Source organism: Mycobacterium asiaticum (assembly GCF_001673365.1).
Lineage (GTDB): Bacteria > Actinomycetota > Actinomycetes > Mycobacteriales > Mycobacteriaceae > Mycobacterium > Mycobacterium asiaticum_A.
Genome location: NZ_LZLS01000097.1, coordinates 67,394 through 90,246, shown reverse-complemented (window position 1 = coordinate 90,246; position 22,853 = coordinate 67,394). Strand labels below are relative to the sequence as shown.

Genomic DNA, 22,853 nt, shown 5'->3' with positions numbered 1-22,853 from the left:
CTGCTCGCCACCCCATGGGCTGGCATAGGCTTACTGGTATGCAACCCGGTCCGTTCGGCGGTTGGCCTCAGCAGCAGCCGCCGCCACCGCCACCGCGACCGAAGTGGGCGACACCGGCGGGCAAGGGTCGAAAGGCGTGGTGGATTTCCATAGCCGTCGGCGGCGTTGTCGTGCTGGCGACCGTGGTCGTGGCCGCTTTCGGGCTGTTCGGCTCGACTGGCGGCGACGCGTCGCCAGGTGACGTGGTGCGACGCTACCTTCAGGCACTGGCCGCCGGTGACGCACAGGCAGCGCTGTCCTACAGCGTCCAGCAGCCGACCTCGAAACAATTCCTGACCGACGCCGTCCTGAAGCAACAGGTGGCGAAATGGCCGATCTCAAATATCAGCATCCTCGACGACGATGCGTCCGCCAGGCAGAGCGGGCACGTGCACGTGTCGGCGACCTTCGGAGCCCAAACTTCGGACGCGACACTGGAAGTGACACCGGCGGCAGGCGGCTGGAAACTTAAGGCGGCGGCGGTTCAACTCTCGACAGTGGGCGCGGCCGCCAAGACGCTGACGATCTTCGGCAAGCCACTCGATTCCGCCACTTACGTATTCCCGGGTTGGGTCGAGGTAGGCACCACTAATTCCTCGGTCACGGTCAGCGCCACGCCGCCGTTGCTCGACGGTGTGTCCGCGGCGAAAGCCTGGCCGCTCGCGTTGTCCTTCACGCTGACCGAGCAGGGGCGCAGCGCGGTACGGGATCAACTCACCGTCGCGTTGGCGCAGTGCGAACGCTCTCACCTATTGGCACCGCCGGGCTGCCCTTTGCATCTGAACGCCGAGGACTTCATCGAAGGTTCGGCCTCTTGGGGGCCGTTCGACGTCAGCGAGGTCGAGATCGGCAATGTGGAAGCGGCCAATCTCGGGGTGTCCTTCTCCGGACCACTACGTTTCACAGTCACCGCTACAACTAGCGGCGGCGTCCCCAAGATGGGACTACTTACCAGGCCGTTGGCGGGAACCGCAGACCTGACGCAAACACCCCCGCAGGTGAGTTTCAGCTGAACTGGCTGAAACTACCAGGCGACCGGCAAGCTCTTGATGCCGTGAATGAACTGTGACAGCAGGCGCCTGGGTTCTGCGGTGGCGACGATGTCGGGCATCTCGCGGCGCAGTTCGTCGAACACCACCCTGATTTCACGGCGGGCCAGATTGGCGCCCAGGCAGAAGTGCGCGCCTCCGCCACCAAAGCCGACGTGCGGGTTGGGGTTTCGCGCGACGTCGAAGCGCCAAGGGTCGGCGAACTTCGTTTCGTCCCGGTTGGCCGAGTTGTACCACAGCGAAACCTTATCGCCCGCAGCCATTTTGGTGCCGCTCAACTCGAAATCCTGGGACAGGGTGCGGCGCATGTAGACCACCGGCGACGCCCAGCGCACGATCTCCTCAACCGCGCTGTGAGCCAGGGTGTCGTAATCCGTCCACCACTTTTCGCGTTCCTCGGGATAGCGGGACAGCGCCAGCACCCCGTGGCTGATGGCGTTGCGCGTGGTCTCGTTGCCGGCCACCACCAGCAGGATGAAGAACATGGCGATCTCCGAGGACGACAGTTGTTCGCCGTTGACCTCGGCTTCCACCAGGGCGGTGGTCAGGTCGTCGTGGTGGTTGACCCGGCGGTCCTCCGCCAATGCGGTGGCATAGGCGCCGATGTCCATCGAAATCTGAATGAACTCACCGAAATCGGTGACCAAATCCGGGTCGCCGAAGCCGAGAATCTCGTTGGTCCAATGGAATATCTTCTGGTGGTCCTCTTCGGGGACGCCCATCATGTCGCAGATGATCTGCAATGGCAGCGGCCCGGCGAGCTCGCTGACCAAATCTGCTTGCCGGTCGGGATGATTGGCGATCATCGACGCCACCAACCGGTGCGCCCGCTCGCGCACCGACGCTTCGATGCGGGCCACGACCTTCGGGGTGAACGCTCGGCTGACTATCGAACGCAATCGCTGATGCCGCGGATCGTCCATCACGATCATCGAACCGAAATACTCGGCCAACTCTGGTGTCTGGTCGTTGATGGTGATGTTGGGGCTGGAGCTGAAGACCTCCGGATGCCGGCTGGCGAAGAAGACGTCGTCCAATCGGGTGAGCGCCCAGTGCCCGTTGCCCGCGGTAAAGCCTTCCATTTCGATCGCGGGCCAGAACGAAATCGGTGCTTCGCGACGCAACGTGGCGAAGGCGGCGTCGCGGTAATCGTCGTCTTCGCCCCAAAACTCCAGCGAGCCAAGCGCGATATCGGCCAGCGGGATCTCCGGTGGGGGCGTCCCATTCACTCGGGGAGTCAGGCCCGTCGCGGACTTGAGGTCCATGCGATCCTCCTAAGCCCCCTTCCACATTGAAGGGGTGACACGGCCGAGCCTAGTCGCGTCAGTGTGAACAGACCGCGCGTCCCGGCGTTCCGGTCGAATGCGCGTCGTTGACGACGTTGCCGTCGAGCAGGATCTTGCAGGCGATGGTCCCTTGACCCTGGGCGCTGAGCACGAACACCTGCCCGCCGAACGCCTGGAATTCCGTGGACCATGGCAGCGGCACGTTGGCGATCTGCTTTTGGCCCTGCGGGGTTTGGAAAGAAATGTATTCGGCGACGCCGGTACCGCTGACCTCGTAGCGAGTTTGAGGGAACTCGCCGGGCTTGGGGGTGGCGCCTGCCACGCCGCAGGTGACCGCTGAGGCGGTACCGATGGCAAACAAAAGCGAAGCTGCGCGACGAATGCTCATGGTTGTTCATGTTGTCATCACGCGGGGGCGATTACGACCCCTTCGTGGCAATGAACTTATGGTGATTCCGGAACCGGGCGAGCGGAGGTGCTGATGGCGCAAACAGGCGTTGAGCGGGTAGTCCCAAGAGAGTCCCCAAAAAGGTCGTGGTGTGGGGCACCGGTTTTGTGGGGCGGATGGTGATCCCGGAGATCATCAAGCATCCGCTTTTTGAGTTGGTGGGCGTAGGCGTCAGCAATCCGGCCAAGGTGGGTCGTGACGTCGGCGAAATCTGTGGGCTCCCAGAGCAGGTCGGCCTCGCCGCCACCGACGATGTCGACGCGCTGATCGCGCTCAAGCCCGACGCACTGGTGCACTACGGTCCGACGGCGATGCACGCTAAGGACAACATCTTGCTGATGACGCGCTTTTTACGGGCCGGCATCGACGTGTGTTCGACGGCGATGACGCCCTGGATCTGGCCGACTATGCCGCAGAACCCACCGAACTGGATCACACCGATAACCGAGGCGTGCGAGCTGGGGGAGGCGTCCTGCTTCACCACCGGCATCGACCCCGGATTCGCCAACGACCTGTTCCCGATGACGCTGATGGGCTTGTGCTCGGAGGTGCGCAAGGTTCGCGCCTCCGAACTGCTGGACTACACCAACTACGAGGGTGACTACGAACGCGAGATGGGCATCGGTCGCGAACCCGGGTACAGCCCGATGCTGGAAAACCGCGATGTCCTGATCTTCGCGTGGGGCGCCACCATCCCGATGATCGCCCACGCCGCCGGCATCATGCTCGACGAGATGACCACCACTTGGGACAAGTGGGTAACCCCCACTGACCGCAAGTCCGCCAAGGGAGTCATCAAGGCCGGCAACGTCGCCGCCGTCCGATTCACCATCAACGGGCTCTACCAAGGCGAGACGCGCATCCAGCTCGAGCACGTCAACCGCATCGGAGCAGACGCCGCACCCGACTGGCCGACTGGCCACGACAACGACGTGTACCGGGTCGACATCGAGGGGACGCCGAGCATCTTCCAGGAGACGGCGTTCCGGTTCACCGACGGTTCGGGCCGCGACGCGGCAACCGCCGGCTGCCTGGCGACCGGCATGCGCGCCCTCAACGCCGTCCCGGCGGTCAACGAGCTATCGCCCGGGTGGGTTACCGCACTGGACCTGCCGTTGATCCCCGGCGCGGGTACTATCCGCTGACCAGCGAAGATGGGGGGCATACAGCTGGCGCATAGCCGACGCCAAGATTGGCTATAGCTTTTAGCGAAAAAATTGCGGTTAGCTTTGGGGGACAGGCGGGCAAAGCATGGGGATTGGACCAGATGGCAGACGGAGTTAGACCCGCGCTGGGCCTGTCGATCGGTGCCACCAATCTGGGCGCCGTCACTGCCGACCGCGCCATTACCCGCAAACCCGTCCTGACCCTGTACCGGCAGCGCCCACCCGAGGTCGGGGTGCCGTCGGAGAACGCCAGGTTGGACGAGCCCGGCCTGGTGATCAACGATTTCGTGGACCGGGTTGGCGACCGGGTCGGCATCGTGGCAGCCGACGGGTCCATGCACCGCAGCGAAGCGCTGGTGGCCGACGGGCTGCGGGCGCTGGCCTACGCGGCCTGCGGTGGGCGCGCGTTGCCAGACAATGTCGCGGTGACCTATCCGTCCCACTGGACGGCGACGGCAGTCGATGCACTGGGTGGCGCAGTAAGCCGGGTTTCGGAGTGGTCCCGCCAGGCCAAACCGCTGTCACTGATTCCTGATGCGGCGGCGGCGCTGTTTGCCACGCGGGCCAACCCGGGCATACCGGCACGCGGAATCGTCGCGCTCTGCGATTTCGGGGGCAGCGGAACCAGCATCACCCTGGTCGACGCCAACGGCGACTATCAGCCGATCGGTCCGACCGTGCGCCATCACGACTTCTCCGGCGACATGATTGACCAGTCGCTGTTGACCTACGTGATGTCGGAAATGCCGGCAACGGGTGCCTTCGATCCGTCGGGCACCGCGGCCATCGGCTCGCTTACCAAGTTGCGGACCGCCTGCCGTAACGCCAAGGAACGGCTCTCGGCGACCACGGTTACCAACCTGCCGGAGGCGGCGGCCGGTACCCGCGGCGACATCCGCCTGACCCGTACCGAACTTGAGCAGACCATTCGCGGCTCGTTGGACGGGGTCGTCCGGGTATTGGAACAATCGTTGGGGCGCAACGGGATTCATGAACTGGCCGCGATAGTCACGGTGGGCGGCGGCGCCAGCATCCCGGCGGTGACGACGACGCTGTCCGGGCACTTCGGGGTGCCGGTGATCACGACCCCGCGCCCGCACTTGACCCCGGCCATCGGCGCCGCGCTGCGCGCCGCGCGGGGACCCGCCGACACCAGCGCGACCGTGTTGACTCCGGCCGCACCCGCGGTCGCGCCGGCCGCGGCGGTGGACGCCGAGCACGACTACCAGGACTACACCGACGTTCCAGCCGACGCTGGGGCCGACCCTGGGGCCGACCCTGGGGCCGACCCTGGGGCCGACGCTCCGGTCTCGGCGATGCGGCCCGCCCTGGCTTGGTCCGAGGCTGCTAACGAATCCCGGGCCATTCCAGTCGCGTCGTCCGATTCTGAGCAGGGTGGTTCGGGATACACCGGAGCGCGGCCGCAGATGAAATTCGAGCGGGAAGCCCGTGCGGAACCGGAACGTAAGGCGTCACCGATCCCGTGGTATCGGCTGCCGGCGGTAATCCTCATCAGCACGGTGGTGGCGGTGGTGCTGGTTGGCACCGCAATCGCGATCGGGCTGACCTCGCACAACGAACCGGACACGAAATCCCCGGGGGTCAACACGTCACCGGTTACCCCGAGCGGGTCCGCGCCGCCTTCCACTCCGGCTCCAGGGACGGTCGAATCACCGCCTCCCACCGGGCCGGCAAGTGCGAGCCCTGAACCGCCCTCGCCGACTGCCGAGCCAGCGCCGACATCCCAGGTCCCGCCGGCTCCCACGCAACCTCCGAGCCCGCCTACGACCGAAGCGCCGCCGGCGACCACTCAGCCTCCGCCCACTACGCAACCTCCGGCTCCGCCCACCACGCAGCCGCCACCGACCGTTCAGGCCCCGCCCACCACGCAGCCGCCCGTCCCGCAGGCACCGCAGATACCCCAAGTGCCGAGTCCGGCCAACCCGAACCCGCCGGCGGTACCAGAAATTCCCCATATTCCGGGTGTGCCCGGAATACCGGGCGTGGGCGTGAATGTGCCTGGGCTGGTTCAGTTTCCGCGAGGCTGACCCGGTCAGCTATTTGTCGACGGTTTCCCGCTCTTCGCGGTCCTTCTTGGTTTCCTCGATAACTGCCTCGTTGAAAGCCTTATCGTCGTCGAAAGTATCTTTGACGCGTTCTTCGGCTTCTTCGTTCAGTTCTTCTTGGGACTTATCGCGGTCTCCGGCATTCTCGTCGGCAGCCGCGGCCCGTTCGCTCTCGTTCTTGGTGGAGCCTGTTCCGCTCTCTTCGCTGCCGGCATCGGCATCAGCGGACGCCTTCTCGGACGGTTCCTCGCGCTGGTTCTCCTCCGAATCGGCTCTCGGCCCTTCGTTGTCGCGCGACTCGTTCTCGGATTCGTCGCGCGACTCGTCCCCGGACTCTTTCTTCGCCTTGGCGGCGGGCGCGTCTTCGTCGTCGGCGTACTTGGGGTTACCTTCGTCGTCGATCCAGTCGTTGACGGCCGTGCCGGTGATGGTCTTTCCGGACCCAGGCAGCACCAGAGTTGGACGGTCCTCGTAGGCCGTCATCATCTTCTTGGCTTCTTCTTTGTGGTCCTCGTCCGGTTCTGGCTTCTCGGTCGCGTTCGCCGGGCCGTCGCTCTTCTGCTCGTCGTCCTTGGGCTCGCTTTTCTTTTCGTCGTCCTTGGGCTCTTGGGCGGTGTCCACTCCACCGGAGTCCTTGTCCTTATCCGCCGATTCGTCGTCGTGCGCGCCCATGTTGCTCGCCCCTTATTGTTTGCCGTTTGCGACCGACCCTGCACCCGGATTACCCACTGCGCGGCGTCGCCAAAACTTTCACAATCTCGAAGGGCGCTTGACCAGGACAATTGACGCAAGTGGAATGCGCATCGGCTCGGGCGCGCGGGCCAGCAGGTCGGCGACGGCGGCCTCGAGTTGCTGCACGAATTCAACCCCGCGCGGATCGTCGATTCCACCGTCGAGACCCGCCCGCAGCGTCGGAAACAGGGCGGCCCGGGCGAAGGCGGCCCACTGCGCGCCGAAAGCCTCTGCGTCCGAGTCCGATTGGTATCTGGCCCAGAATCGGTCCTCGGCGTTGAAGATTTCCAGGTGTTCGATGGTGAGCCCCTCGAACCATCCCCGCGGTGCGAAGGGCGCGCGAAAGTCTTTCTCGCTGCGCGCAATCACCGGAATCACCATGCGCCGCAACTCGTCGATGCTGATCAGGTGATCTCCGACGAGTTGGTGCAGCGCCGCCATGAGCGCCTCGTTCAACGGTCGGTAGCCGAATTCGTTGTCCTCGTCGAGAGCCATGGTCAGCACCACCAATCGCGCGCCGGGACACATCTCGCGACCGCGGAAGGCGACGAAGTTATTCCAGTCAATGGCCGCCTGCTGCTCGTAGGCTCGGCGAGCTTCGAGATTGTCGGTATAGGCGGCTTGTACGTGATCGGCGATTTCCGGGGCGTCTTCGGGTACTCGGCTCAGCCACTGAATCGCCCACGACGTCCAGCCCAGATTGACGGTGCTGGTCGGCAAGATCTGTTGGTAAAACGATCGGCCGATCGATGACGGAAAACTGGCCGCGTCGTGGTGCACATAACTATCCGGGTCATCGGCCAGGGTGTGGAACAGGCTGGTGAAGTCGTTGTCAGGTACGTCGGTGTGCGTCACCAGGATCGCGTGGTCGTGCCTCGTACGGCCACGCAATACCTGGATCGCGGCGCACATCGGCTTGAGTGAATTGTGCCCGGTGGCGGCTCCGTAGTCGGCGATGACAACCGGTTGGGGCGCTTTAGGCAACGGCACCTGCTCGGCCGCCTGCTCGAATAGCGTTATCGCAGGCAGCAATCCGGCGGCTTGCAGGCGCGACGATTGCGTGTAGGTCGCCGACTCCATCGGCTCGGGTCGGACCACGACGGAGGATTCGGGCAGCCGGATTTCGGGTCGCCCGGTTGATCTAGGCGGAATAGCTGACACCGGTGAGCCGTTCGGAGATTTCCCAAAGTTGTTTGCAGTCAGCATCATTGGCGGCACGAGTGGGAATCTTCGCCGTCGCCACGCCGCCGCCGGCGGCCTCGTAGAAGCCCCGCGGGCCGTAGAACGCACCACCTTCGGCTTGTGGCGTCACCGCCGCGTAAAGAACGGGCAGGATGCCCTCGTCGATTTCCTGCCAAAGAAACGGAGTGAACCGCCATGATGTCGTATAAAACCGCTGCATCAGCGACGGCTTCTCGCGGCCGTGCGACGGGCCGCTGATCTGCAGATTGGTCTTGGTCAGACCCGGGTGCGCGGCATTGGACACGATGCCCCAGCCGGACTGGCGGCTGCGCCGGTTCAGTTCCCGGGCGAACATCAAGACCGCCAGCTTCGACTGGCCGTACGCCGTCATCGCCGCATAGGACTTTTCGAACTGCAGGTCGTCGAAGTGGATGCGCCCACGCCGCGCGGCGATGCTGCTCAGCGAGACCACCCGCGCGCGCTGGGCCGCGCGCAGCAGCGGCAGCACATGCCCGGTCAACGCGAAGTGGCCGAGATGGTTGCTGCCGAACTGTAATTCGAAGCCATCGGAGGTGGTGTCACGTTCCGGCGGCGTCATGACGCCGGCGTTGTTGACCAGGACGTCGATCGGACGGCCGTCGGCGTTGAGTTGCTCGCCCAAGGCGGCGACGGATGCCAGCGACGACAAGTCCAGCGACTTGATGGACAATTTGGCGTCGGGCACCGATTTGCGGATCTCTTCGATGGCCGCCTCACCCTTGGCCCGGTTGCGGACGGCCATCACCACGTCGGCGCCCGCCGCCGAGAGCCGCCTAGCCACGCCGAGCCCCAGGCCGCTGTTGGATCCGGTGACGACGGCCAGCTTGCCGGACAGATCGGGCACCGTGGCGACGAGATCATTGGCCATGTGAGACACCCTTCCCGGTTCATCGGTTCGCTGTCGAAACCAGTGTCTCCTGTCGCCGGTGGTTACCGCTCGCCGCCCTATCGATCTCGGGTTTCCCCATGACACACTGCGTCAATGAACAGCAGACGCGTCGCCAAGCTGTCGCTGACCCTGGCCATCGTGATGCTGGTGGTAGCGGTGGCCGGTTTCATCATCACGTTGGTGCTCAATGCGTTTTTCCTGGACAAATACAACGCGTACGGCGAGGTTCCCATCCCGGGCACCGGCGTAGTGGACCTGCCCGCCGGGGAGGCCACCGTCAGCCTGCATGTCCTGGTCATCGGCGGTACTAACGGCGGGGGCCTGCCGGTGCCGCCGCTGCGTCTCTCGATTACCGCACCCGACGGCGGCCCTCAGCCAGAAGTAACCGAAAGCATCGGCAGCACAACGACAATCAATAACGATGCCCACGTGCGAGTGTGGAATGTTCGGGTGCCGGCCGCGGGTAGCTATAACGTTCAGACCGACGGCCAGGTCGGTGGATACATCAATCCGCGATTGGCTTTTGGTCACCAGAGCTCATACGGCTATCTGGTCTGGGTGTTCGTCGCGTTGTTCGTTGTCGGACTCGTCGACCTGGCGCTGTCGATCATGTGGCTCGCGCGCGTCCGGCGTCGCCCGGTGCCGGCTGTTGGCCAGCCCTACTTCGGCTTCTGAGCGCGAGCGACGCTCGCGGCGAACGGACTAATGCCCGCGGGCTACCCATTCCTCGTAATGCACGATCTCCTCGCCAATCGTCGTACTGTCGCCGTGGCCGGTGTGCACAACGGTCTCGCCGGGCAGCTTGCCCAACCGCTCCGAGATCGACTCCAGAATCGTCGGGAAATCGGAATAGGAGCGACCGGTCGCGCCAGGCCCGCCGGAGAACAACGTGTCGCCACTGAACACCACGCCCATGTCGTGGATGTACCAGCACACCGAGCCCGGGGAATGGCCAGGAGTATGAATAGCCCGTAACTCCGTGCCGCCAACCCGAACCGTTTCACCGTCGCCGATCGCGCGAAACTCTTTGTCCGGGTGGGTCATTTGCCACAGCACTTCATCGGCTGGGTGCAGGAGGACCGGCGCGTCGAGCTCGTCGCCGAGTTGGGGAGCGACCGTCACGTGATCGTTGTGGCCGTGCGTGCACACCACCGCCACCACATGCCGACCTGCGACGGCCTCGATGATCGGTGCGGCGTCGTGGGCGGCGTCGAACACCACCACGTTGGAGTTGTCGCCAACCAGCCAGATGTTGTTATCGACTTCCCAACTGCCGCCGTCTAGTTCGAAGGTGCCGTGGGTGACCACCCGGTCGATCGCGACCATTAGAGCACCACTACCGAACGCAATACCGTGCCTTCATGCATCTTGTGAAAAGCCTCCTCGATGCCGTCTAGCCCGATTCGCTCCGAGACAAACTCCTCCAGCGGCAGCCGGCCCTGCAGGTACAGATCGATAAGGGTGGGGAAGTCGCGCTCGGGCAGGCAGTCGCCGTACCACGACGACTTCAGCGCGCCGCCGTGGGAGAAGAAGTCCACCAGCGGCATTTCGAGACGCATGTCGGGCGTCGGGACACCGACCAGGACCACGGTTCCGGCCAGGTCGCGCGCGTAGAACGCCTGCTTCCAGGTCTCGGGACGGCCGACGGCGTCGATGACGACATTGGCGCCGAAGCCCTCGGTGAGGTCCTGGATGGTCTCGACGACATCTTTTTCGCGTGCGTTGACGGTATCGGTGGCGCCGAACTTGCGTGCCCACTCCAGCTTGGTGTTGTCGGTGTCGACGGCGATGATCTTCCGCGCTCCCACCAGGGCGGCGCCCGCGATCGCGGCGTCACCGACGCCGCCGCAGCCGATCACCGCGACGGTGTCGTCACGAGTCACGCCACCGGTGTTGATCGCCGCGCCGATGCCGGCCATCACCCCGCAGCCGAGCAGTCCGGCGACAGCGGGATCGGCCTCGGGGTTGACCTTCGTGCACTGGCCGGCGGCGACCAGCGTCTTGTCGGCGAAGGCTCCGATGCCCAGCGCGGGGGTGAGTTCGGTGCCGTCGGTCAGCGTCATCTTCTGTTCGGCGTTGAACGTGTCGAAGCAAAGATGTGGCCGGCCGCGCTTGCAGGCCCGGCACTGGCCGCACACGGCGCGCCAGTTCAGGATCACGAAGTCGCCCGGCGCGACGGCGGTGACGCCAGGCCCAACCGCCTCGACCGTGCCCGCGGCCTCGTGACCGAGCAGGAACGGGTACTCGTCGTTGATGCCGCCCTCGCGGTAGGTGAGGTCGGTGTGGCAAACGCCGCAGGCGATGATGTCGACGACCGCTTCGCCCGGCCCGGGGTCGGGGATGACGATGTCGACCAACTCGACGGGTTGACCCTTGCTGCGTGAAATCACGCCTCGCACTGTCTGACTCATGGCTTCAACCTACGGTGTAGCGTCCGTGAACATGACGGCACCCGAGACCACCTTGGAGACGACGGAGGCGTTCAGCGAGCGGATGGTCGCCGCGATCAACGGCGGCGCGTTGGCGATCCTGGTGAGCGTCGGACATCAGACCGGCCTACTGGAGACGATGGCTGGGCTGCCGCCGTCGACTAGTACGCAGATCGCCGAAGCAGCGGGTCTCAACGAGCGTTATGTCCGGGAATGGTTGGGCGGCATGGTGACTGGGCACGTCGTCGACTATGACGCCGCGACCGCGACGTACGCATTGCCGGCCCATCGCGCGGGTGTGCTCACGCGCGCGGCAGGAGCCAACAACCTGGCCACCGTGGCCCAATTCGTTCCGTTGCTCAGCGAGGTCGAGCAGAAGATCATCGGCTGCTTCCGGGCCGGCGGCGGACTGCCTTATAGCGAATATCCGCGCTTCCACGCGTTGATGGCCCAGCTCAGTGGGATGGTGTTCGACAACGCGTTGGTCGAGGTGGTCCTGCCGGTCGTGGACGGGCTCGTCGAGCAGCTGCGCGCCGGGGCGGAGGTGGCCGACGTCGGCTGCGGCAGTGGCCACGCCAGCAATTTGATGGCCAAAGCGTTTCCGGCCAGCCGGTTCACCGGCATCGACTTCTCCGAGGAAGGTATTGCCGTCGGCAAAGCGGAGGCGGCCCGACTCGGTTTGACTAACTCGCTATTCGAGAGCCACGACCTGACCCAGCTGGCGAAGGTCGACGCCTACGACGTTGTCACCGCCTTCGACAGCATCCACGATCAAGCCCATCCGGCCCGAGTGTTGGAGAACATCTACTGCGCGCTGCGGCCCGGCGGTGTCCTGCTGATGGCCGACGTCAAGGCGTCGAGCCGGCTGGAGGAAAACATGGGACGTCCGATGGCCACCTACCTCTACGCGACTTCGCTGATGCACTGCATGACCGTCTCGCTGGCGCTGGATGGCGCAGGCCTGGGCGCGGTGTGGGGACGGCAGCTGGCCACCTCGATGCTGGCCGACGCCGGGTTCGACAACGTCGAAGTGGCCGAGATCGAATCGGACCCGTTCAACTACTTCTACATCGCCAGAAAATAAGCCAGAAAATGAGCCAGAAAGTGAGCCAGAAAACAAGCCAGAAAATGAGCGCCCTGCAAGCGCTGGACGACTGGCCCGTTCCGCATGCGGCCGCTGTCCTCGTCGGCCCGACTGGGGTGCTGGCTACCCACGGTGACACCGGGCACGTGTTCGCGCTGGCATCGGTCACCAAGCCGATCGTGGCCCGTGCCGCGCAGATCGCCGTCGAGGAAGGCGTCGTCGACCTCGACACCGAGGCCGGCCCGCCCGGTTCGACGATCCGGCACCTGCTGGCCCACGTGTCGGGATTTGCCATGCACTCTGATGATGTACTGGCCCGGCCGGGCACCCGCCGAATGTACTCGAACTATGGGTTCACCGTGCTGGCCGAAACCATTGAGCGCGAGTCAGAGATCGAGTTCGGCCGTTACCTGAGCGAGGCCGTGTGCGAGCCGTTGGGCATGACAACGACCCGGCTGGACGGCGGCGCCGCGGAGGCTGGCTTTGGCGCGACTTCCACAGTTGCCGACCTGGCGCTGTTCGCCGGTGACCTGCTGCGTCCGTCGACGGTATCGCCGCAAATGCACGCCGACGCGGTGAGCGTTCAGTTTCCCGGCCTCGACGGGGTGCTGCCGGGGTACGGCGTCCAGCGGCCCAACGATTGGGGGTTGGGGTTCGAACTCAGGGATTCAAAATCCCCGCACTGGACCGGTGCGGGAAATTCGGCCCGCACCTTCGGTCATTTCGGCCAGTCGGGCGGTTTCATCTGGGTGGATCCCGCTGCGGAGTTGGCTTTGGTGGTGTTGACCGACCGTGATTTCGGGGAGTGGGCGCTGAAGTTGTGGCCGGCGCTTTCGGACGCCGTGCTCGATGAGGAAAATGCACACTAGCGCAACACAGGCATCACAGGGCACAATAGACACGCAAGACACATGAGAAATTGCTCAATCGGATTCACCAGGTCGTTGGGGAAGACGTCCCTCGTGGAACCGAAGGAGCAAAAAGATGCGTGCGTCGAATCAGTTTGCCGACGTGACGGCCGGTGTGGTGTACATCCACGCCTCGCCCGCGGCGGTGTGCCCGCATGTCGAGTGGGCGTTGTCGTCGACCCTGGGGTCGAAGGCGAATTTGGTGTGGACTCCGCAGCCCGCCATGCCGGGGCAGTTGCGCGCAGTCACAAACTGGGTGGGCCCCGTCGGGACCGGCGCCCGGTTGGCGAACGCGCTGCGCTCCTGGTCGGTGCTGCGGTTCGAGGTCACCGAAGATCCTAGTCCCGGTGTGGACGGCCACCGGTTCAGCCATACTCCGCAACTTGGGTTGTGGACCGGGGCAATGAGCGCCAACGGCGACATCATGGTGGGGGAGATGCGGCTACGGTCGTTGATGGCTCAGGGTGCCGATACCCTTGCCGCGGAGTTGGATTCGGTGTTGGGCACCGCTTGGGATGAGGCGCTTGAGGTCTATCGCGACGGCGGCGACGCCGGCGAGGTGACCTGGTTGAGCAGGGGAGTGGGCTAGGTAACTAGCGTCTGCTCGGCGAAATCAGCTGAGGAATGGGTTGAGTATCGGCGGGATGATTTCGTTGCCCGTTACGCCGGTGAATCGGACAAACATCTGCGCGGGGATGTTCAGAGTTTGGTAGATGCCGGCGCCGACCCAAGAGACCGGTAGTTGCAAGAAACTCGGCATTGCATGCACGAAGTTGTGAATCGGCTCGTATACCAGGTAGGGCGCTGAGGACGCGAGCGTGCGCGCCGTCAGCGTCACATTGGTCGCGATATCGGGATAGCCCTGTGCGGCGAAGTCGGCGCTAAGCACACTAAACAGGTTGCCGCCTGGATTCACATAGGTGCCATCGAAAACCGGGCTGGTAAGAGGCGCGCCTTGCAAGTACGGCATTTGCGGAAGGTAGAACTGATCCAAGACAGTTGGCGTGGTACTGACGATCTGCCATGAGTTGTTGATGAACCCATCGCGGGAATTGTCGAAGGCCTGGTCGAAAATTACGAAAGAAGCTGTCTCAAGGGGTGATTGGAAGCCGTGCGTGATGCCGCCCAACTGGGCGGGTCCTACTTGGCCATGGTCGGTGACTACGAGGATGGAAAACTCCTCGCCGAGGTTGTTGGCCTCCCACTGGGCTACCGCACCCAACAGTCCACCGCCGCCAACGGTGTGGGAACCGAGGTTGGCGTCCATGTTACGAAGCGCCGCCGCGTATTGCGGCGAATCACCGCCATAGGCATGTGCGTTGACGTCGGGACCCGTGAAGTACGAGAAGATCAGGTTGCTCTTGGTCGGATCGGCGAGTCCAATCGCGCCGATTGCCTTGTCAGCAACCAGATTTGACGTCGCTATCCAGTCTGTGTCGCCCGGGACCTGTGAGATGAAATGGATATTGTCAGCGGGGTTGGATCCCGCTGCAGCAATGTTGGTGATGACGTTCCAGTCAGCGATGACGGTGGTGTTGACCTGGTCGCCGTAGGCGTTCTCAAGAACGTTGTACATGGTCGGCCAGTCGTCGTATGTCCACGGCGTGAAGACGTTGTTGATCACCCCGGTCGTCTCGCCCCACACGCCGGTCTGGATGGTCGTCCACGAGGGGTTGGAGATAGTGGTGTGCCCGACGATCGTCGATGCCGAGGTGACGCTTCGCGTCATCAGTGCGTGGAAGTTCGGGGTGCCGAGTGGGTCGGCCAGGATTCTGCTCAGATTGGTGCCATCCGTGCCGATAACCAGGACATTCGCATCCGGTGTGGCCATGGCGTATTGAATGGCCTCCGCAAGCGTCGCGAACGGAACCGAGGAGGTCATCCCGGCTTGACCGGTCGCGCCATTCATCCCGAACAAGAAAGATCCGCTGCCGCCGACTCCGCCGGAACCGCCGGGGATGGTGGCCCCGGTGCCGAAGACGATGCCGCCGAGCCCTCCGGTGCCGCCGGCCCCGCCGTTTCCCAGCAGCAAACCGCCCGTGCCCCCGGCGCCGCCGACGCCGCCACGAAGCCCCCCGGTGCCGCCGGTGCCGCCGTTACCGATCAACCCGGCGTTGCCGCCGCGGCCACCTGCCTGGCCGGGTCCGCCCGATCCACCCGTACCGCCGTTGCCCCAAAGGATTCCGCCGTCTCTTCCCGCCTGCCCGGTGCCGGCCACGCCGTTTGCGCCGTCGCCGATCAGTGGCCGTCCCAGTAGGAAGTTCGTCGGCGCATTGATTACGTCGAGCACGGGCTGCAACGGTCCGGCGCTGGCCGCTTCCGCGGCCGCATACGCACCACTGGCGGCGTTCAATGCCCGCACAAATTGCTCGTACGACGCCGCTACCTGCGCACTGAACTTCTGGTATTCCAACGCGTGACCGGAAAACAGCGATGCGATCCCCGCAGATATTTCGTCCGCGGCAGCGGCCGTTAGCGCGCTGGTCGGCGCCAACGCCGCCAGGTTCGCCGCCCCGATCGAGGAGCCGATACCGGCCGCATTTGCCGCTGCTGTCGTAATGAGGTCCGGTGCGGCGAATAGATACAAAATCCTGGTCCTCTCACCCGCGAGACATGTTGACCATCGGAAGATGCGACGCGGCTCATGATTGCATAATTTCGAGAAATTGCGCGAAATTCATCGGAGGCTCAAACGAACCGCAACTCTCGGCTCGCCGCAACCGGGGTCCCCCAAAGGCTGCCCAGTTTCGCGGGCACTTCGGCTATGTAATCGGCGGCGAGACGGGCTTGGCCGATATCGGCATGTCGACGTTGCCCTTGCATGCGCCGCTGGCGATATCGGTGTGGAAGACGCCGGTGAGGATGCCGTATTGCCCTGGCGTGTAGACGGTTATCGACTTTGCCGGGGCGTATTCGATGGTGCCGTCGGGTAGCAGGCAGTCCCAGTTCCAGCTCATCTCCCGTACCCACTGCGAACCATTCCAGGTGAATTCAATTGTCCGGGGCATGGATTCGTTCTTGGGCGGCGTCGGGTTGTTCACGGTGGCGATGCAGACGCCGGCCGTGCAACTCGAGGTGATGGAAACACTAGTGCGATGGGCGAATTCGGGTTGACTGGCCGCCACGCTGGTGCCGGATTTCGCGTTGGCATTGAGCACCATGACGTACTCGCCGTTCCAGGACGCGACTTCACTTGCGAGCGCCAACGGAGCCAGACTCAGCGGCGCGATCAAGGCTGCCGATGCAACCGACGCGGACTTGACCAAACGCGACATGCTGGAGAAGTCGCGTTCGGTGACCCGATCGTTACACCTGTTTGGGGCGCAGCACCTGCAGCGCGGCCGGCACCGCGGAGATCTCGGCCGGCAATGGGCACGCGTAATCGCCGTCGGCGTAGACGTTGATGCCGGGGCACTCCACTTCCACCGTCTTGGCGCGCGCGGTGGTCACCTCGTCGAGGTTGACGTGGGTGCCTTTGATCGCGGAGGGGAAGAAGCGAATCATGCTGCTCCGAGACTCAGTCTTCACCATGGTCAGGTCGAGCAGTCCGTCAGTCCGATCTGCGTTGGGGCAGATCAGCATTCCGCCGCCGTAACTGCGAGTGTTACCGAAGGCCGTCATAGTCAGCTCGGCCTCGATCTCCTGCTGTCCGTCGATCACGAGCCGAAACGGCAATAGGCGCAGCTGCGACAGCTCGGCGATCATCGCCAGGTAGTAGCGCATCCGCCCGTGCGGCCAGGTCATGCGGTTCGCCCGATCGGTCACCAAAGAATCGAACCCCGTTGCCGCGACCGTGCCGAACCACTTGGTTGCTCCGGCTTGATCCCGGATCCGGCCCAGGTCAATCGTTTCCGTCCAGCCGTCCACCACGATGTCCGCGGCGGCCTCGGGATCCTTGGTGGGAACTCCGAATTCGCGGGCATGGTCGTTGCCGGTGCCGGCGGGGATAATCCCAAGCGGGACATCGGTTTCCGCCAGCACCTGCAGTGCGTTGGTGATGACGCCGTCGCCGCCGGTAACCACAACCGCGTCGGTGCCCTTCTCGACCGCGGCGTCGAGCAGATAGCGGGCGTCCTCGGCATTTTCACCGACGATCTCGATCACCTCCACACCGCGGTGATGCAATCGCGCGATCGCGCGTTGGGCGGCCTCGACCGCGGCGCCGTGCCCCGAGAGGGGATTGGTCAGCGCGGTGACCTTGCTGATCTCGCGCCTACCCAACTGTCCGGTGCTCGGATTTTCTCGGGTCACGGAATCAGCTTGCCCGGATTGAGGATTCCGGCCGGATCCAGTGTTGCTTTTACCGCGCGCAATACTTGCACGCCCAGTTCGCCCACCTCGTCACCCATCCAGGCCCGGTGGTCGGCGCCGACCGCATGGTGGTGGGTGATGGTGCCACCGGTTGCCATAATTGCGTCGCAGGCGGCCTTCTTGGCGGCCCACCACTGCTCGAGTGGGTTGCCACGTTGGCCGGCGACGACGGTGAAGTACAGCGAAGCACCCGTCGGGTAGACGTGCGACACGTGGCACATGACCAGCGCCGGGGTGCCAGATTCGGCCAGCGAGGTGGTGAGCGCTTCGGTGACGGCGGCCTTAAGTGCGGGGATGTTGGACCAGTCGGTGGCGGTTTCCAATGTCTCGCAGAGGGCTCCGGCGGCGAGCATGGCGTCGCGCAGGTAGGGCGCGCTGAATCTGCCGTGCTCCCAGGTCTTGGCCGGGCCTTCGCCCAAAGACGTGCCGCCGTGCGCCTCCAGCAAGGCGCGGGTCTCGGCGTGGCGGCTCTCGGTGTGTTCCTTGCTGCCCTCGAACAGGGTCAAACCCAAACAGCCACCGGCGCTTTGTTCTTCGCCGATCGTTTCGTGGGTGGCGAGGTTCACTCCGGTCTCGGCCTCGTCGGACAGTCGCACGACGGTAGGTCCGGTGCCGATCTGAGTGACGGCGCGCAACGCCGCGGTGCCGGTGGCGAAATCGGGGAAGGACCACGCTTCATAGCGGGTCGTTTCCGGCGCCGGATGCACCCGCAACCGCACCCTGGTGATGACGCCAAGCGTGCCCTCAGAGCCGATCGCGAGTTGACGCAGGTCCGGGCCGGCGGCCGAGGCAGCGACCCGGCCCAGGTCCCACACCCCCACCGGGGTGACCATGCGCAGGCCCAGGATCATGTCGTTGAACCGGCCGTAGCCCGCCGAGTCCTGGCCGGAGGAGCGGGTTGCCGCGAACCCACCGATGGTGGCGTACTCGAAGCTTTGCGGGAAGTGTCCCAACGAGAAACCGTGTTCGCCGAGCAGGCGTTCGGCGTCGGGGCCGGTGACGCCGCCACCGAGTTCGGCGATGCCCGATACCTCGTCCAGCGAATGCAGTTCGTCAAAGCGCCTGAGGTCCAGTGAGATCACCGCGTTGAACTGACCGCGGGTGGGGTCCAGCCCGCCGGTCACATTGGTGCCGCCGCCGAACGGAACCACGGCGATGCCGTTCTCGGAGCAATAGCGCAAGATCTCGGCGACGCTGTCGTCGTCTGCGGGCAACAAGACGGCATCGGGTGCATCTTGAACGTCGCGGTTCTTGCGACGCAACAGGTCCGGAGTGGACTTCCCGCCGGCGCGCAGCAACCGGTCCCGGTCGGCGGTACGGAAGTACTCCGCCCCGACGATCTTGGCAAGCGCTTCCTGATCTGTCTGCGACAGCGAACTCGGACGCAGCTTCACCTCGTCGGGCTGCAGCTCTGGCTCATCCGAATCCTCAAGTCCCACAACCTGCTTGAGTAGGCCGCGGATCCCCTCGGAGAGCGGCTTGGCCGCGGCGGGATCTCCCCACGCGTTCCATTTCATCGGCGGAAGGAGTTCGTCAAGTTGCGTCATGCGTTACAGTATTACACATGCTGTCAATGAGTAATGATCCCAATTGGGATACCGGGGATCGCATACTTGCGGCAGCGGCGAGCTGCGTGGTGGATTTCGGCGCCGACCGGGTGACGCTGGCAGAGATCGCCCGTCGCGCGGGCGTCAGCCGACCGACCGTGTACCGGCGGTGGCCGGACACGCAGTCGATCATGTCGACGTTGCTGACCAACCATGTCACCGACGTGATGCGCGCGGTGCCGTTCGACGGCAACGACCGAGAGGCGCTGGTTCGACAGGTCGTGGCAGTGGCCGACCGGTTACGGCGTGACGAACTGATCATGTCGGTGCTGCACTCGGAACTGGCCCGGGTCTACATCACCGAGCGACTTGGCACCAGCCAGCTATTCCTGATCGAGGGGCTGGCTGCACGGTTGGAACTGGCCCAGCAAGCCGGCAGCATCCGAGCCGGCGACCCCCGCCAGCTGGCGACCATGATCCTGCTGATCGCTCAATCGACCATCCAATCCGCCGACATCGTCAAACCCATCCTCGACGACGAAGCACTCGCCGCCCAACTCACCTACACACTGAACGGATACCTGTCCTGATGGAGAACCCGACCGCTCTTAACGCCGCACGCCGCACCGCCGACCTCCAGGCGCTCGCCGACGGTTCCGCGCCGCTGGACGTCGTCGTCATCGGTGGCGGTATCACCGGTGTCGGCATCGCCCTGGACGCCGCCGCACGCGGACTGCGAACGGCACTGGTGGAAAAGCAGGACCTGGCGTTCGGTACCAGCCGGTGGAGTTCCAAACTGGTGCATGGCGGCCTGCGCTACCTGGCCAGCGGCAATGTGGGCATCGCCCGGCGTAGCGCCATCGAACGCGGAATCCTGATGTCGCGCAACGCTCCTCACTTGGTCCACGCGATGCCGCAACTGGTGCCGTTGTTGCCGTCGATGAACCACGCGAGTCGCGCGTTGGTGCGCGTCGGCTTTCTTGCGGGAGATGCGCTGCGGGTGATGGCGGGCACGTCGTCATCGACTTTGCCTCGGTCCCGCCGTATTTCGGCGCGGCGGGTCGTGGAGATGGCGCCCACCGTGCAGCGCGAAGGACTGGCCGGCGGATTCGTCAACTACGACGGGCAATTGATCGACGACGCCCGTCTGGTGACGGCGGTTGCGCGCACCGCGGCCCAGCACGGCGCGCGCATCCTCACCTACGTGGCCGCATCGGAGGCCACCGCTGACTCGGTGCGGTTAACCGACCAGCGCAGCGGGGAGTCGTTCTCGGTCAGGGCGGGCGCGGTAATCAACGCGGCCGGGGTGTGGGGCGGCGACATCGACCCGGCGTTGAAGTTGCGGCCAAGTCGCGGAACGCATTTGGTGTTCGATGCGGCAGCTTTCGGCAACCCGACTGCGGCACTGACCATTCCGATTCCCGGAGAGCTGAACAGATTTGTGTTCGCAATGCCCGAGCAGCTGGGCCGGATCTATCTTGGCCTGACCGACGAGGACGCACCCGGCCCGATTCCCGATGTGCCAGAACCTTCTTCGGCCGAGGTGTCGTTCCTGCTGGACACGGTAAACACCGCGTTGGAGACTGCCGTTACGGCTTCGGATGTCATCGGGTCTTACGCGGGTCTGCGGCCGCTGATCGACACCGGCTCCGGCCGGACCGCCGACGTGTCGCGCGACCACGCGATCTTCGAGTCGCCCACCGGGGTGATTAGCGTGGTCGGCGGCAAGCTGACCGAATACCGTTACATGGCAGAGGATGTGCTCAACCGCGCCGTCAAGGTACGACAGTTGCGTGCCGCCCATTGCCGCACGCGTGACCTGCCGTTGATTGGGGCGCCGGCTAATCCCGGACCTGGAGGCGGCGTGGGCGACCTGCCGGAGTCGCTGGTGGCGCGCTACGGGGCCGAGTCTTCCAATGTCGTTGCGACCGCCACGTGCGAGCGGCCAACCGAGCCCGTCGCTGACGGTATCGATGTCACCCGCGCGGAGTTCGAGTACGCCGTCTCCCACGAGGGCGCACTGGATGTTGGCGACATTCTCGATCGCCGCACCCGCATCGGCCTAGTGCCGCGCGACCGCGAGCGAGTGGTCAGCGTCGCCGAGGAGTTCCTCGCCCTAGCTTGACGGGCGTCGCGAGCGTAACCGGGCTGCGAATTCAAGCGCGAAATTTCGCAGCCTGGTTACGCTCGCGGCCAGATTACAGCGGGATGTTCTTGTGGCGGCCGCGACGGGCGGGCGCTTGCGCAAGCGCCTCGCAGAGCTTGCTGCGGGTATGCGACGGGTCGATCTTCTCGTCGACCACACCGATGTCAATGGCGCTGTCCACACCACCGGCGATGCGCTCGTGCTCGGCGGCCAACTCGTCGTGCAGCGCTTCGCGCTCGTGCTCGGGCGCGGCGGCCAGCTTACGCTTGTGCAGGATGCCCACGGCAGCCTTCGCGCCCATCACCGCAACCTCGGCGTCCGGCCAGGCGAACACCTTGGTGGCGTTCAGCGAGCGGGAGTTCATCGCAATGTAGGCCCCGCCGTAGATCTTTCGCGTCACCAGGGTGACCCGCGGAACTGTGGCCTCACCGAACGCGTGCAGCAACTTGGCGCCGCGACGCACCACGCCGCCCCACTCCTGGTCGACGCCGGGCAGGTAGCCCGGCACGTCGACGACGACTACCAAAGGAATGCCGAACGCGTCGCACAGCCGCACGAAACGTGCTGCCTTCTCGGCACTTTCGGAGTTCAAGCAGCCACCCAGGCGCAGCGGGTTATTGGCCAGCACGCCAACCGTGCGGCCCGACAACCGGCCGAGCCCGACCACCATCGACGGCGCCCACTTGGCCTGGAACTCGTCGAACGGAGTGTCCGCGTCGAGAATCGCGGTGACAATCGGGTGCACGTCGTAGGCCCGTCGCGCCGACTCGGGCAGCAGCGCCCTGATGTCGGTGTCGCCGGCCTCAGCCTTGCTGCGGTCGAAATGCCCCTGCTGGCAGAACAATCCGACCAGCCGACGGCCGCGCTCGTAGGCGTCGAGTTCGTCGTCGGCGACGATGTGGCACACCCCGGACTTCTTGTGGTGGGTCTCCGGACCACCGAGGGAGGCCATGTCGACGTCCTCGCCGGTGACGCTTCGAACGACGTCCGGACCGGTGACGAACACCCGGCTGTCCGGCGCCATCACGATGACGTCGGTCAGTGCCGGACCGTAGGCCGCGCCGCCGGCCGCGAAGCCGACGACCACCGAGATCTGCGGAATGTAGCCCGATGCACGGATCATGGCCTCGAAGACCTGCCCGACCGCGTGCAGGGCGCGCACGCCTTCGGCCAGTCGGGCACCGCCGGAGTGCCAGATACCCACGATGGGGCTCTGCTCCTCGATCGCGGTGTCGTAGGCGTTGACGATGTGCGCGCAACCCTCGACGCCCATCGCGCCACCCATCACGGTCCCGTCGGTGCAGAACGCGATCGTGCGCACCCCGTTGACGGTGCCCGCCGCGGCCAGCACGCCAGAGCGGTCACGCTCGTGGAGCAGTTCGACGCTGTCGTTGTCGAAAAAGTTGCTCAGACGCAGCAGCGGGTCGCGGGGGTCGAGCGACTCGTCAACCGCCTCGGGGGCCATGAGTGTCATCGCAGGTCTCCTAGTTCGACAGTGGTGCTCTGGGTTTTATCCGGTAATCCTTGGCATT

The 22,853-nt window shown here is 64.8% G+C and carries 21 protein-coding genes; 9 read left to right on the top strand and 12 right to left on the bottom strand.

Translation table 11 applies throughout. The features are described from left to right. Positions 1-38 precede the first annotated feature (38 nt). Positions 39-1,052 carry a DUF4878 domain-containing protein gene (locus A5634_RS10905; RefSeq protein WP_065144051.1) on the top strand — a complete coding sequence of 338 codons (1,014 nt, stop codon included), beginning with the start codon at positions 39-41 and terminating at the stop codon, positions 1,050-1,052. 11 nt (positions 1,053-1,063) lie between these two features. Here A5634_RS10905 and A5634_RS10900 read toward each other — a convergent pair whose 3' ends face one another. After that, complete coding sequence (locus tag A5634_RS10900) at positions 1,064-2,353, bottom strand: cytochrome P450 (protein ID WP_065144050.1); 1,290 nt, start codon at positions 2,351-2,353, stop codon at positions 1,064-1,066. A 58-nt stretch (positions 2,354-2,411) separates the two neighbouring features. After that, positions 2,412-2,762 carry an MmpS family transport accessory protein gene (locus tag A5634_RS10895; protein WP_065144049.1) on the bottom strand — a complete coding sequence of 117 codons (351 nt, stop codon included), beginning with the start codon at positions 2,760-2,762 and terminating at the stop codon, positions 2,412-2,414. Between the two features lie 176 nt (positions 2,763-2,938). On the opposite strand from A5634_RS10895, the gene A5634_RS10890 reads away from it, so the two are divergent. Beyond that, complete coding sequence (locus tag A5634_RS10890) at positions 2,939-3,967, top strand: NAD(P)H-dependent amine dehydrogenase family protein (RefSeq protein ID WP_065144104.1); 1,029 nt, start codon at positions 2,939-2,941, stop codon at positions 3,965-3,967. A 122-nt stretch (positions 3,968-4,089) separates the two neighbouring features. Next, positions 4,090-6,036, top strand: coding sequence for an Hsp70 family protein (locus A5634_RS10885; RefSeq protein WP_065144048.1), 1,947 nt, complete (start codon positions 4,090-4,092; stop codon positions 6,034-6,036). A 9-nt stretch (positions 6,037-6,045) separates the two neighbouring features. Here the strand turns inward: A5634_RS10885 and A5634_RS29345 are convergent, their stop codons facing one another. The 3 genes from A5634_RS29345 to A5634_RS10870 form a co-directional block, all read right to left on the bottom strand. Beyond that, the gene (locus A5634_RS29345) at positions 6,046-6,726 is read right to left on the bottom strand and encodes a hypothetical protein (protein WP_065144047.1); all 681 of its coding nucleotides are present in this window, start codon (positions 6,724-6,726) and stop codon (positions 6,046-6,048) included. A gap of 78 nt (positions 6,727-6,804) precedes the next feature. Next, positions 6,805-7,866 carry an SAM-dependent methyltransferase gene (locus tag A5634_RS10875; RefSeq protein WP_065144046.1) on the bottom strand — a complete coding sequence of 354 codons (1,062 nt, stop codon included), beginning with the start codon at positions 7,864-7,866 and terminating at the stop codon, positions 6,805-6,807. 61 nt (positions 7,867-7,927) lie between these two features. Then, positions 7,928-8,875: an SDR family oxidoreductase gene (locus A5634_RS10870; RefSeq protein ID WP_065144045.1), complete on the bottom strand. Its 948-nt coding sequence runs from the start codon at positions 8,873-8,875 to the stop codon at positions 7,928-7,930. A gap of 114 nt (positions 8,876-8,989) precedes the next feature. Between A5634_RS10870 and A5634_RS10865 the strand changes: the two genes are divergently transcribed. After that, positions 8,990-9,571 (top strand): SHOCT domain-containing protein, encoded by a 582-nt coding sequence (locus A5634_RS10865; RefSeq protein WP_253861545.1) that lies wholly within the window; start codon positions 8,990-8,992, stop codon positions 9,569-9,571. Positions 9,572-9,598: 27 nt separating this feature from the next. Here A5634_RS10865 and A5634_RS10860 read toward each other — a convergent pair whose 3' ends face one another. Both A5634_RS10860 and A5634_RS10855 read right to left on the bottom strand, forming a co-directional pair. Next, the gene (locus tag A5634_RS10860; RefSeq protein ID WP_065144044.1) at positions 9,599-10,222 is read right to left on the bottom strand and encodes an MBL fold metallo-hydrolase; all 624 of its coding nucleotides are present in this window, start codon (positions 10,220-10,222) and stop codon (positions 9,599-9,601) included. Next, the gene (locus A5634_RS10855; RefSeq protein WP_065144043.1) at positions 10,222-11,307 is read right to left on the bottom strand and encodes an S-(hydroxymethyl)mycothiol dehydrogenase; all 1,086 of its coding nucleotides are present in this window, start codon (positions 11,305-11,307) and stop codon (positions 10,222-10,224) included. The genes A5634_RS10860 and A5634_RS10855 overlap by 1 nt, the downstream gene beginning before the upstream one ends. Positions 11,308-11,338: 31 nt before the next feature. Here A5634_RS10855 and A5634_RS10850 point away from each other — a divergent pair, with 31 nt between their 5' ends. The 3 genes from A5634_RS10850 (at position 11,339) to A5634_RS10840 (ending at position 13,906) form a co-directional block, all read left to right on the top strand. After that, positions 11,339-12,409: a class I SAM-dependent methyltransferase gene (locus A5634_RS10850; RefSeq protein WP_065144103.1), complete on the top strand. Its 1,071-nt coding sequence runs from the start codon at positions 11,339-11,341 to the stop codon at positions 12,407-12,409. A gap of 44 nt (positions 12,410-12,453) precedes the next feature. Then, on the top strand, positions 12,454-13,278 hold the full coding sequence (locus tag A5634_RS10845; RefSeq protein WP_065144102.1) for a serine hydrolase domain-containing protein: 825 nt from the start codon (positions 12,454-12,456) through the stop codon (positions 13,276-13,278). A gap of 115 nt (positions 13,279-13,393) precedes the next feature. After that, the gene (locus A5634_RS10840) at positions 13,394-13,906 is read left to right on the top strand and encodes a DUF3145 domain-containing protein (RefSeq protein WP_065144042.1); all 513 of its coding nucleotides are present in this window, start codon (positions 13,394-13,396) and stop codon (positions 13,904-13,906) included. Between the two features lie 24 nt (positions 13,907-13,930). Here the strand turns inward: A5634_RS10840 and A5634_RS10835 are convergent, their stop codons facing one another. The 4 genes from A5634_RS10835 to A5634_RS10820 form a co-directional block, all read right to left on the bottom strand. Then, positions 13,931-15,907: a PE domain-containing protein gene (locus tag A5634_RS10835; RefSeq protein ID WP_081290348.1), complete on the bottom strand. Its 1,977-nt coding sequence runs from the start codon at positions 15,905-15,907 to the stop codon at positions 13,931-13,933. Positions 15,908-16,079: 172 nt separating this feature from the next. Continuing rightward, positions 16,080-16,592 (bottom strand): hypothetical protein, encoded by a 513-nt coding sequence (locus tag A5634_RS10830; RefSeq protein WP_065144040.1) that lies wholly within the window; start codon positions 16,590-16,592, stop codon positions 16,080-16,082. A gap of 31 nt (positions 16,593-16,623) precedes the next feature. After that, complete coding sequence (locus A5634_RS10825) at positions 16,624-17,568, bottom strand: diacylglycerol kinase (RefSeq protein ID WP_065144039.1); 945 nt, start codon at positions 17,566-17,568, stop codon at positions 16,624-16,626. Further along, on the bottom strand, positions 17,565-19,145 hold the full coding sequence (locus tag A5634_RS10820; RefSeq protein ID WP_155769482.1) for an FAD-binding oxidoreductase: 1,581 nt from the start codon (positions 19,143-19,145) through the stop codon (positions 17,565-17,567). Before A5634_RS10820 ends, A5634_RS10825 begins: the two co-directional genes overlap by 4 nt. Positions 19,146-19,192: 47 nt before the next feature. Between A5634_RS10820 and A5634_RS10815 the strand changes: the two genes are divergently transcribed. Both A5634_RS10815 and A5634_RS10810 read left to right on the top strand, forming a co-directional pair. Further along, positions 19,193-19,765, top strand: coding sequence for a TetR/AcrR family transcriptional regulator (locus A5634_RS10815; protein ID WP_065144037.1), 573 nt, complete (start codon positions 19,193-19,195; stop codon positions 19,763-19,765). After that, entirely contained in the window at positions 19,765-21,300 is a 1,536-nt protein-coding gene (locus A5634_RS10810) for a glycerol-3-phosphate dehydrogenase/oxidase (RefSeq protein ID WP_155769478.1), read from the top strand. The genes A5634_RS10815 and A5634_RS10810 overlap by 1 nt, the downstream gene beginning before the upstream one ends. Before the next feature lie 73 nt (positions 21,301-21,373). Here A5634_RS10810 and A5634_RS10805 read toward each other — a convergent pair whose 3' ends face one another. After that, positions 21,374-22,795, bottom strand: coding sequence for an acyl-CoA carboxylase subunit beta (locus A5634_RS10805; RefSeq protein WP_065144035.1), 1,422 nt, complete (start codon positions 22,793-22,795; stop codon positions 21,374-21,376). Between the last annotated feature and the right edge of the window lie 58 nt (positions 22,796-22,853).

Excerpts from the sequence above, each read along its gene's own strand:
- A5634_RS29345 (WP_065144047.1), bottom strand. The coding sequence starts at position 6,726 with ATGGGCGCGCACGACGACGAATCGGCGGATAAGGACAAGGACTCCGGT.
- A5634_RS10900 (WP_065144050.1), bottom strand. The coding sequence starts at position 2,353 with ATGGACCTCAAGTCCGCGACGGGCCTGACTCCCCGAGTGAATGGGACG.
- A5634_RS10850 (WP_065144103.1), top strand. The coding sequence starts at position 11,339 with ATGACGGCACCCGAGACCACCTTGGAGACGACGGAGGCGTTCAGCGAG.
- A5634_RS10820 (WP_155769482.1), bottom strand. The coding sequence starts at position 19,145 with ATGAAATGGAACGCGTGGGGAGATCCCGCCGCGGCCAAGCCGCTCTCC.
- A5634_RS10870 (WP_065144045.1), bottom strand. The coding sequence starts at position 8,875 with ATGGCCAATGATCTCGTCGCCACGGTGCCCGATCTGTCCGGCAAGCTG.
- A5634_RS10840 (WP_065144042.1), top strand. The coding sequence starts at position 13,394 with ATGCGTGCGTCGAATCAGTTTGCCGACGTGACGGCCGGTGTGGTGTAC.
- A5634_RS10845 (WP_065144102.1), top strand. The coding sequence starts at position 12,454 with ATGAGCGCCCTGCAAGCGCTGGACGACTGGCCCGTTCCGCATGCGGCC.
- A5634_RS10810 (WP_155769478.1), top strand. The coding sequence starts at position 19,765 with ATGGAGAACCCGACCGCTCTTAACGCCGCACGCCGCACCGCCGACCTC.
- A5634_RS10895 (WP_065144049.1), bottom strand. The coding sequence starts at position 2,762 with ATGAGCATTCGTCGCGCAGCTTCGCTTTTGTTTGCCATCGGTACCGCC.
- A5634_RS10865 (WP_253861545.1), top strand. The coding sequence starts at position 8,990 with ATGAACAGCAGACGCGTCGCCAAGCTGTCGCTGACCCTGGCCATCGTG.
- A5634_RS10830 (WP_065144040.1), bottom strand. The coding sequence starts at position 16,592 with ATGTCGCGTTTGGTCAAGTCCGCGTCGGTTGCATCGGCAGCCTTGATC.
- A5634_RS10885 (WP_065144048.1), top strand. The coding sequence starts at position 4,090 with ATGGCAGACGGAGTTAGACCCGCGCTGGGCCTGTCGATCGGTGCCACC.
- A5634_RS10905 (WP_065144051.1), top strand. The coding sequence starts at position 39 with ATGCAACCCGGTCCGTTCGGCGGTTGGCCTCAGCAGCAGCCGCCGCCA.
- A5634_RS10875 (WP_065144046.1), bottom strand. The coding sequence starts at position 7,866 with ATGGAGTCGGCGACCTACACGCAATCGTCGCGCCTGCAAGCCGCCGGA.
- A5634_RS10860 (WP_065144044.1), bottom strand. The coding sequence starts at position 10,222 with ATGGTCGCGATCGACCGGGTGGTCACCCACGGCACCTTCGAACTAGAC.
- A5634_RS10815 (WP_065144037.1), top strand. The coding sequence starts at position 19,193 with ATGCTGTCAATGAGTAATGATCCCAATTGGGATACCGGGGATCGCATA.
- A5634_RS10805 (WP_065144035.1), bottom strand. The coding sequence starts at position 22,795 with ATGACACTCATGGCCCCCGAGGCGGTTGACGAGTCGCTCGACCCCCGC.
- A5634_RS10890 (WP_065144104.1), top strand. The coding sequence starts at position 2,939 with ATGGTGATCCCGGAGATCATCAAGCATCCGCTTTTTGAGTTGGTGGGC.
- A5634_RS10855 (WP_065144043.1), bottom strand. The coding sequence starts at position 11,307 with ATGAGTCAGACAGTGCGAGGCGTGATTTCACGCAGCAAGGGTCAACCC.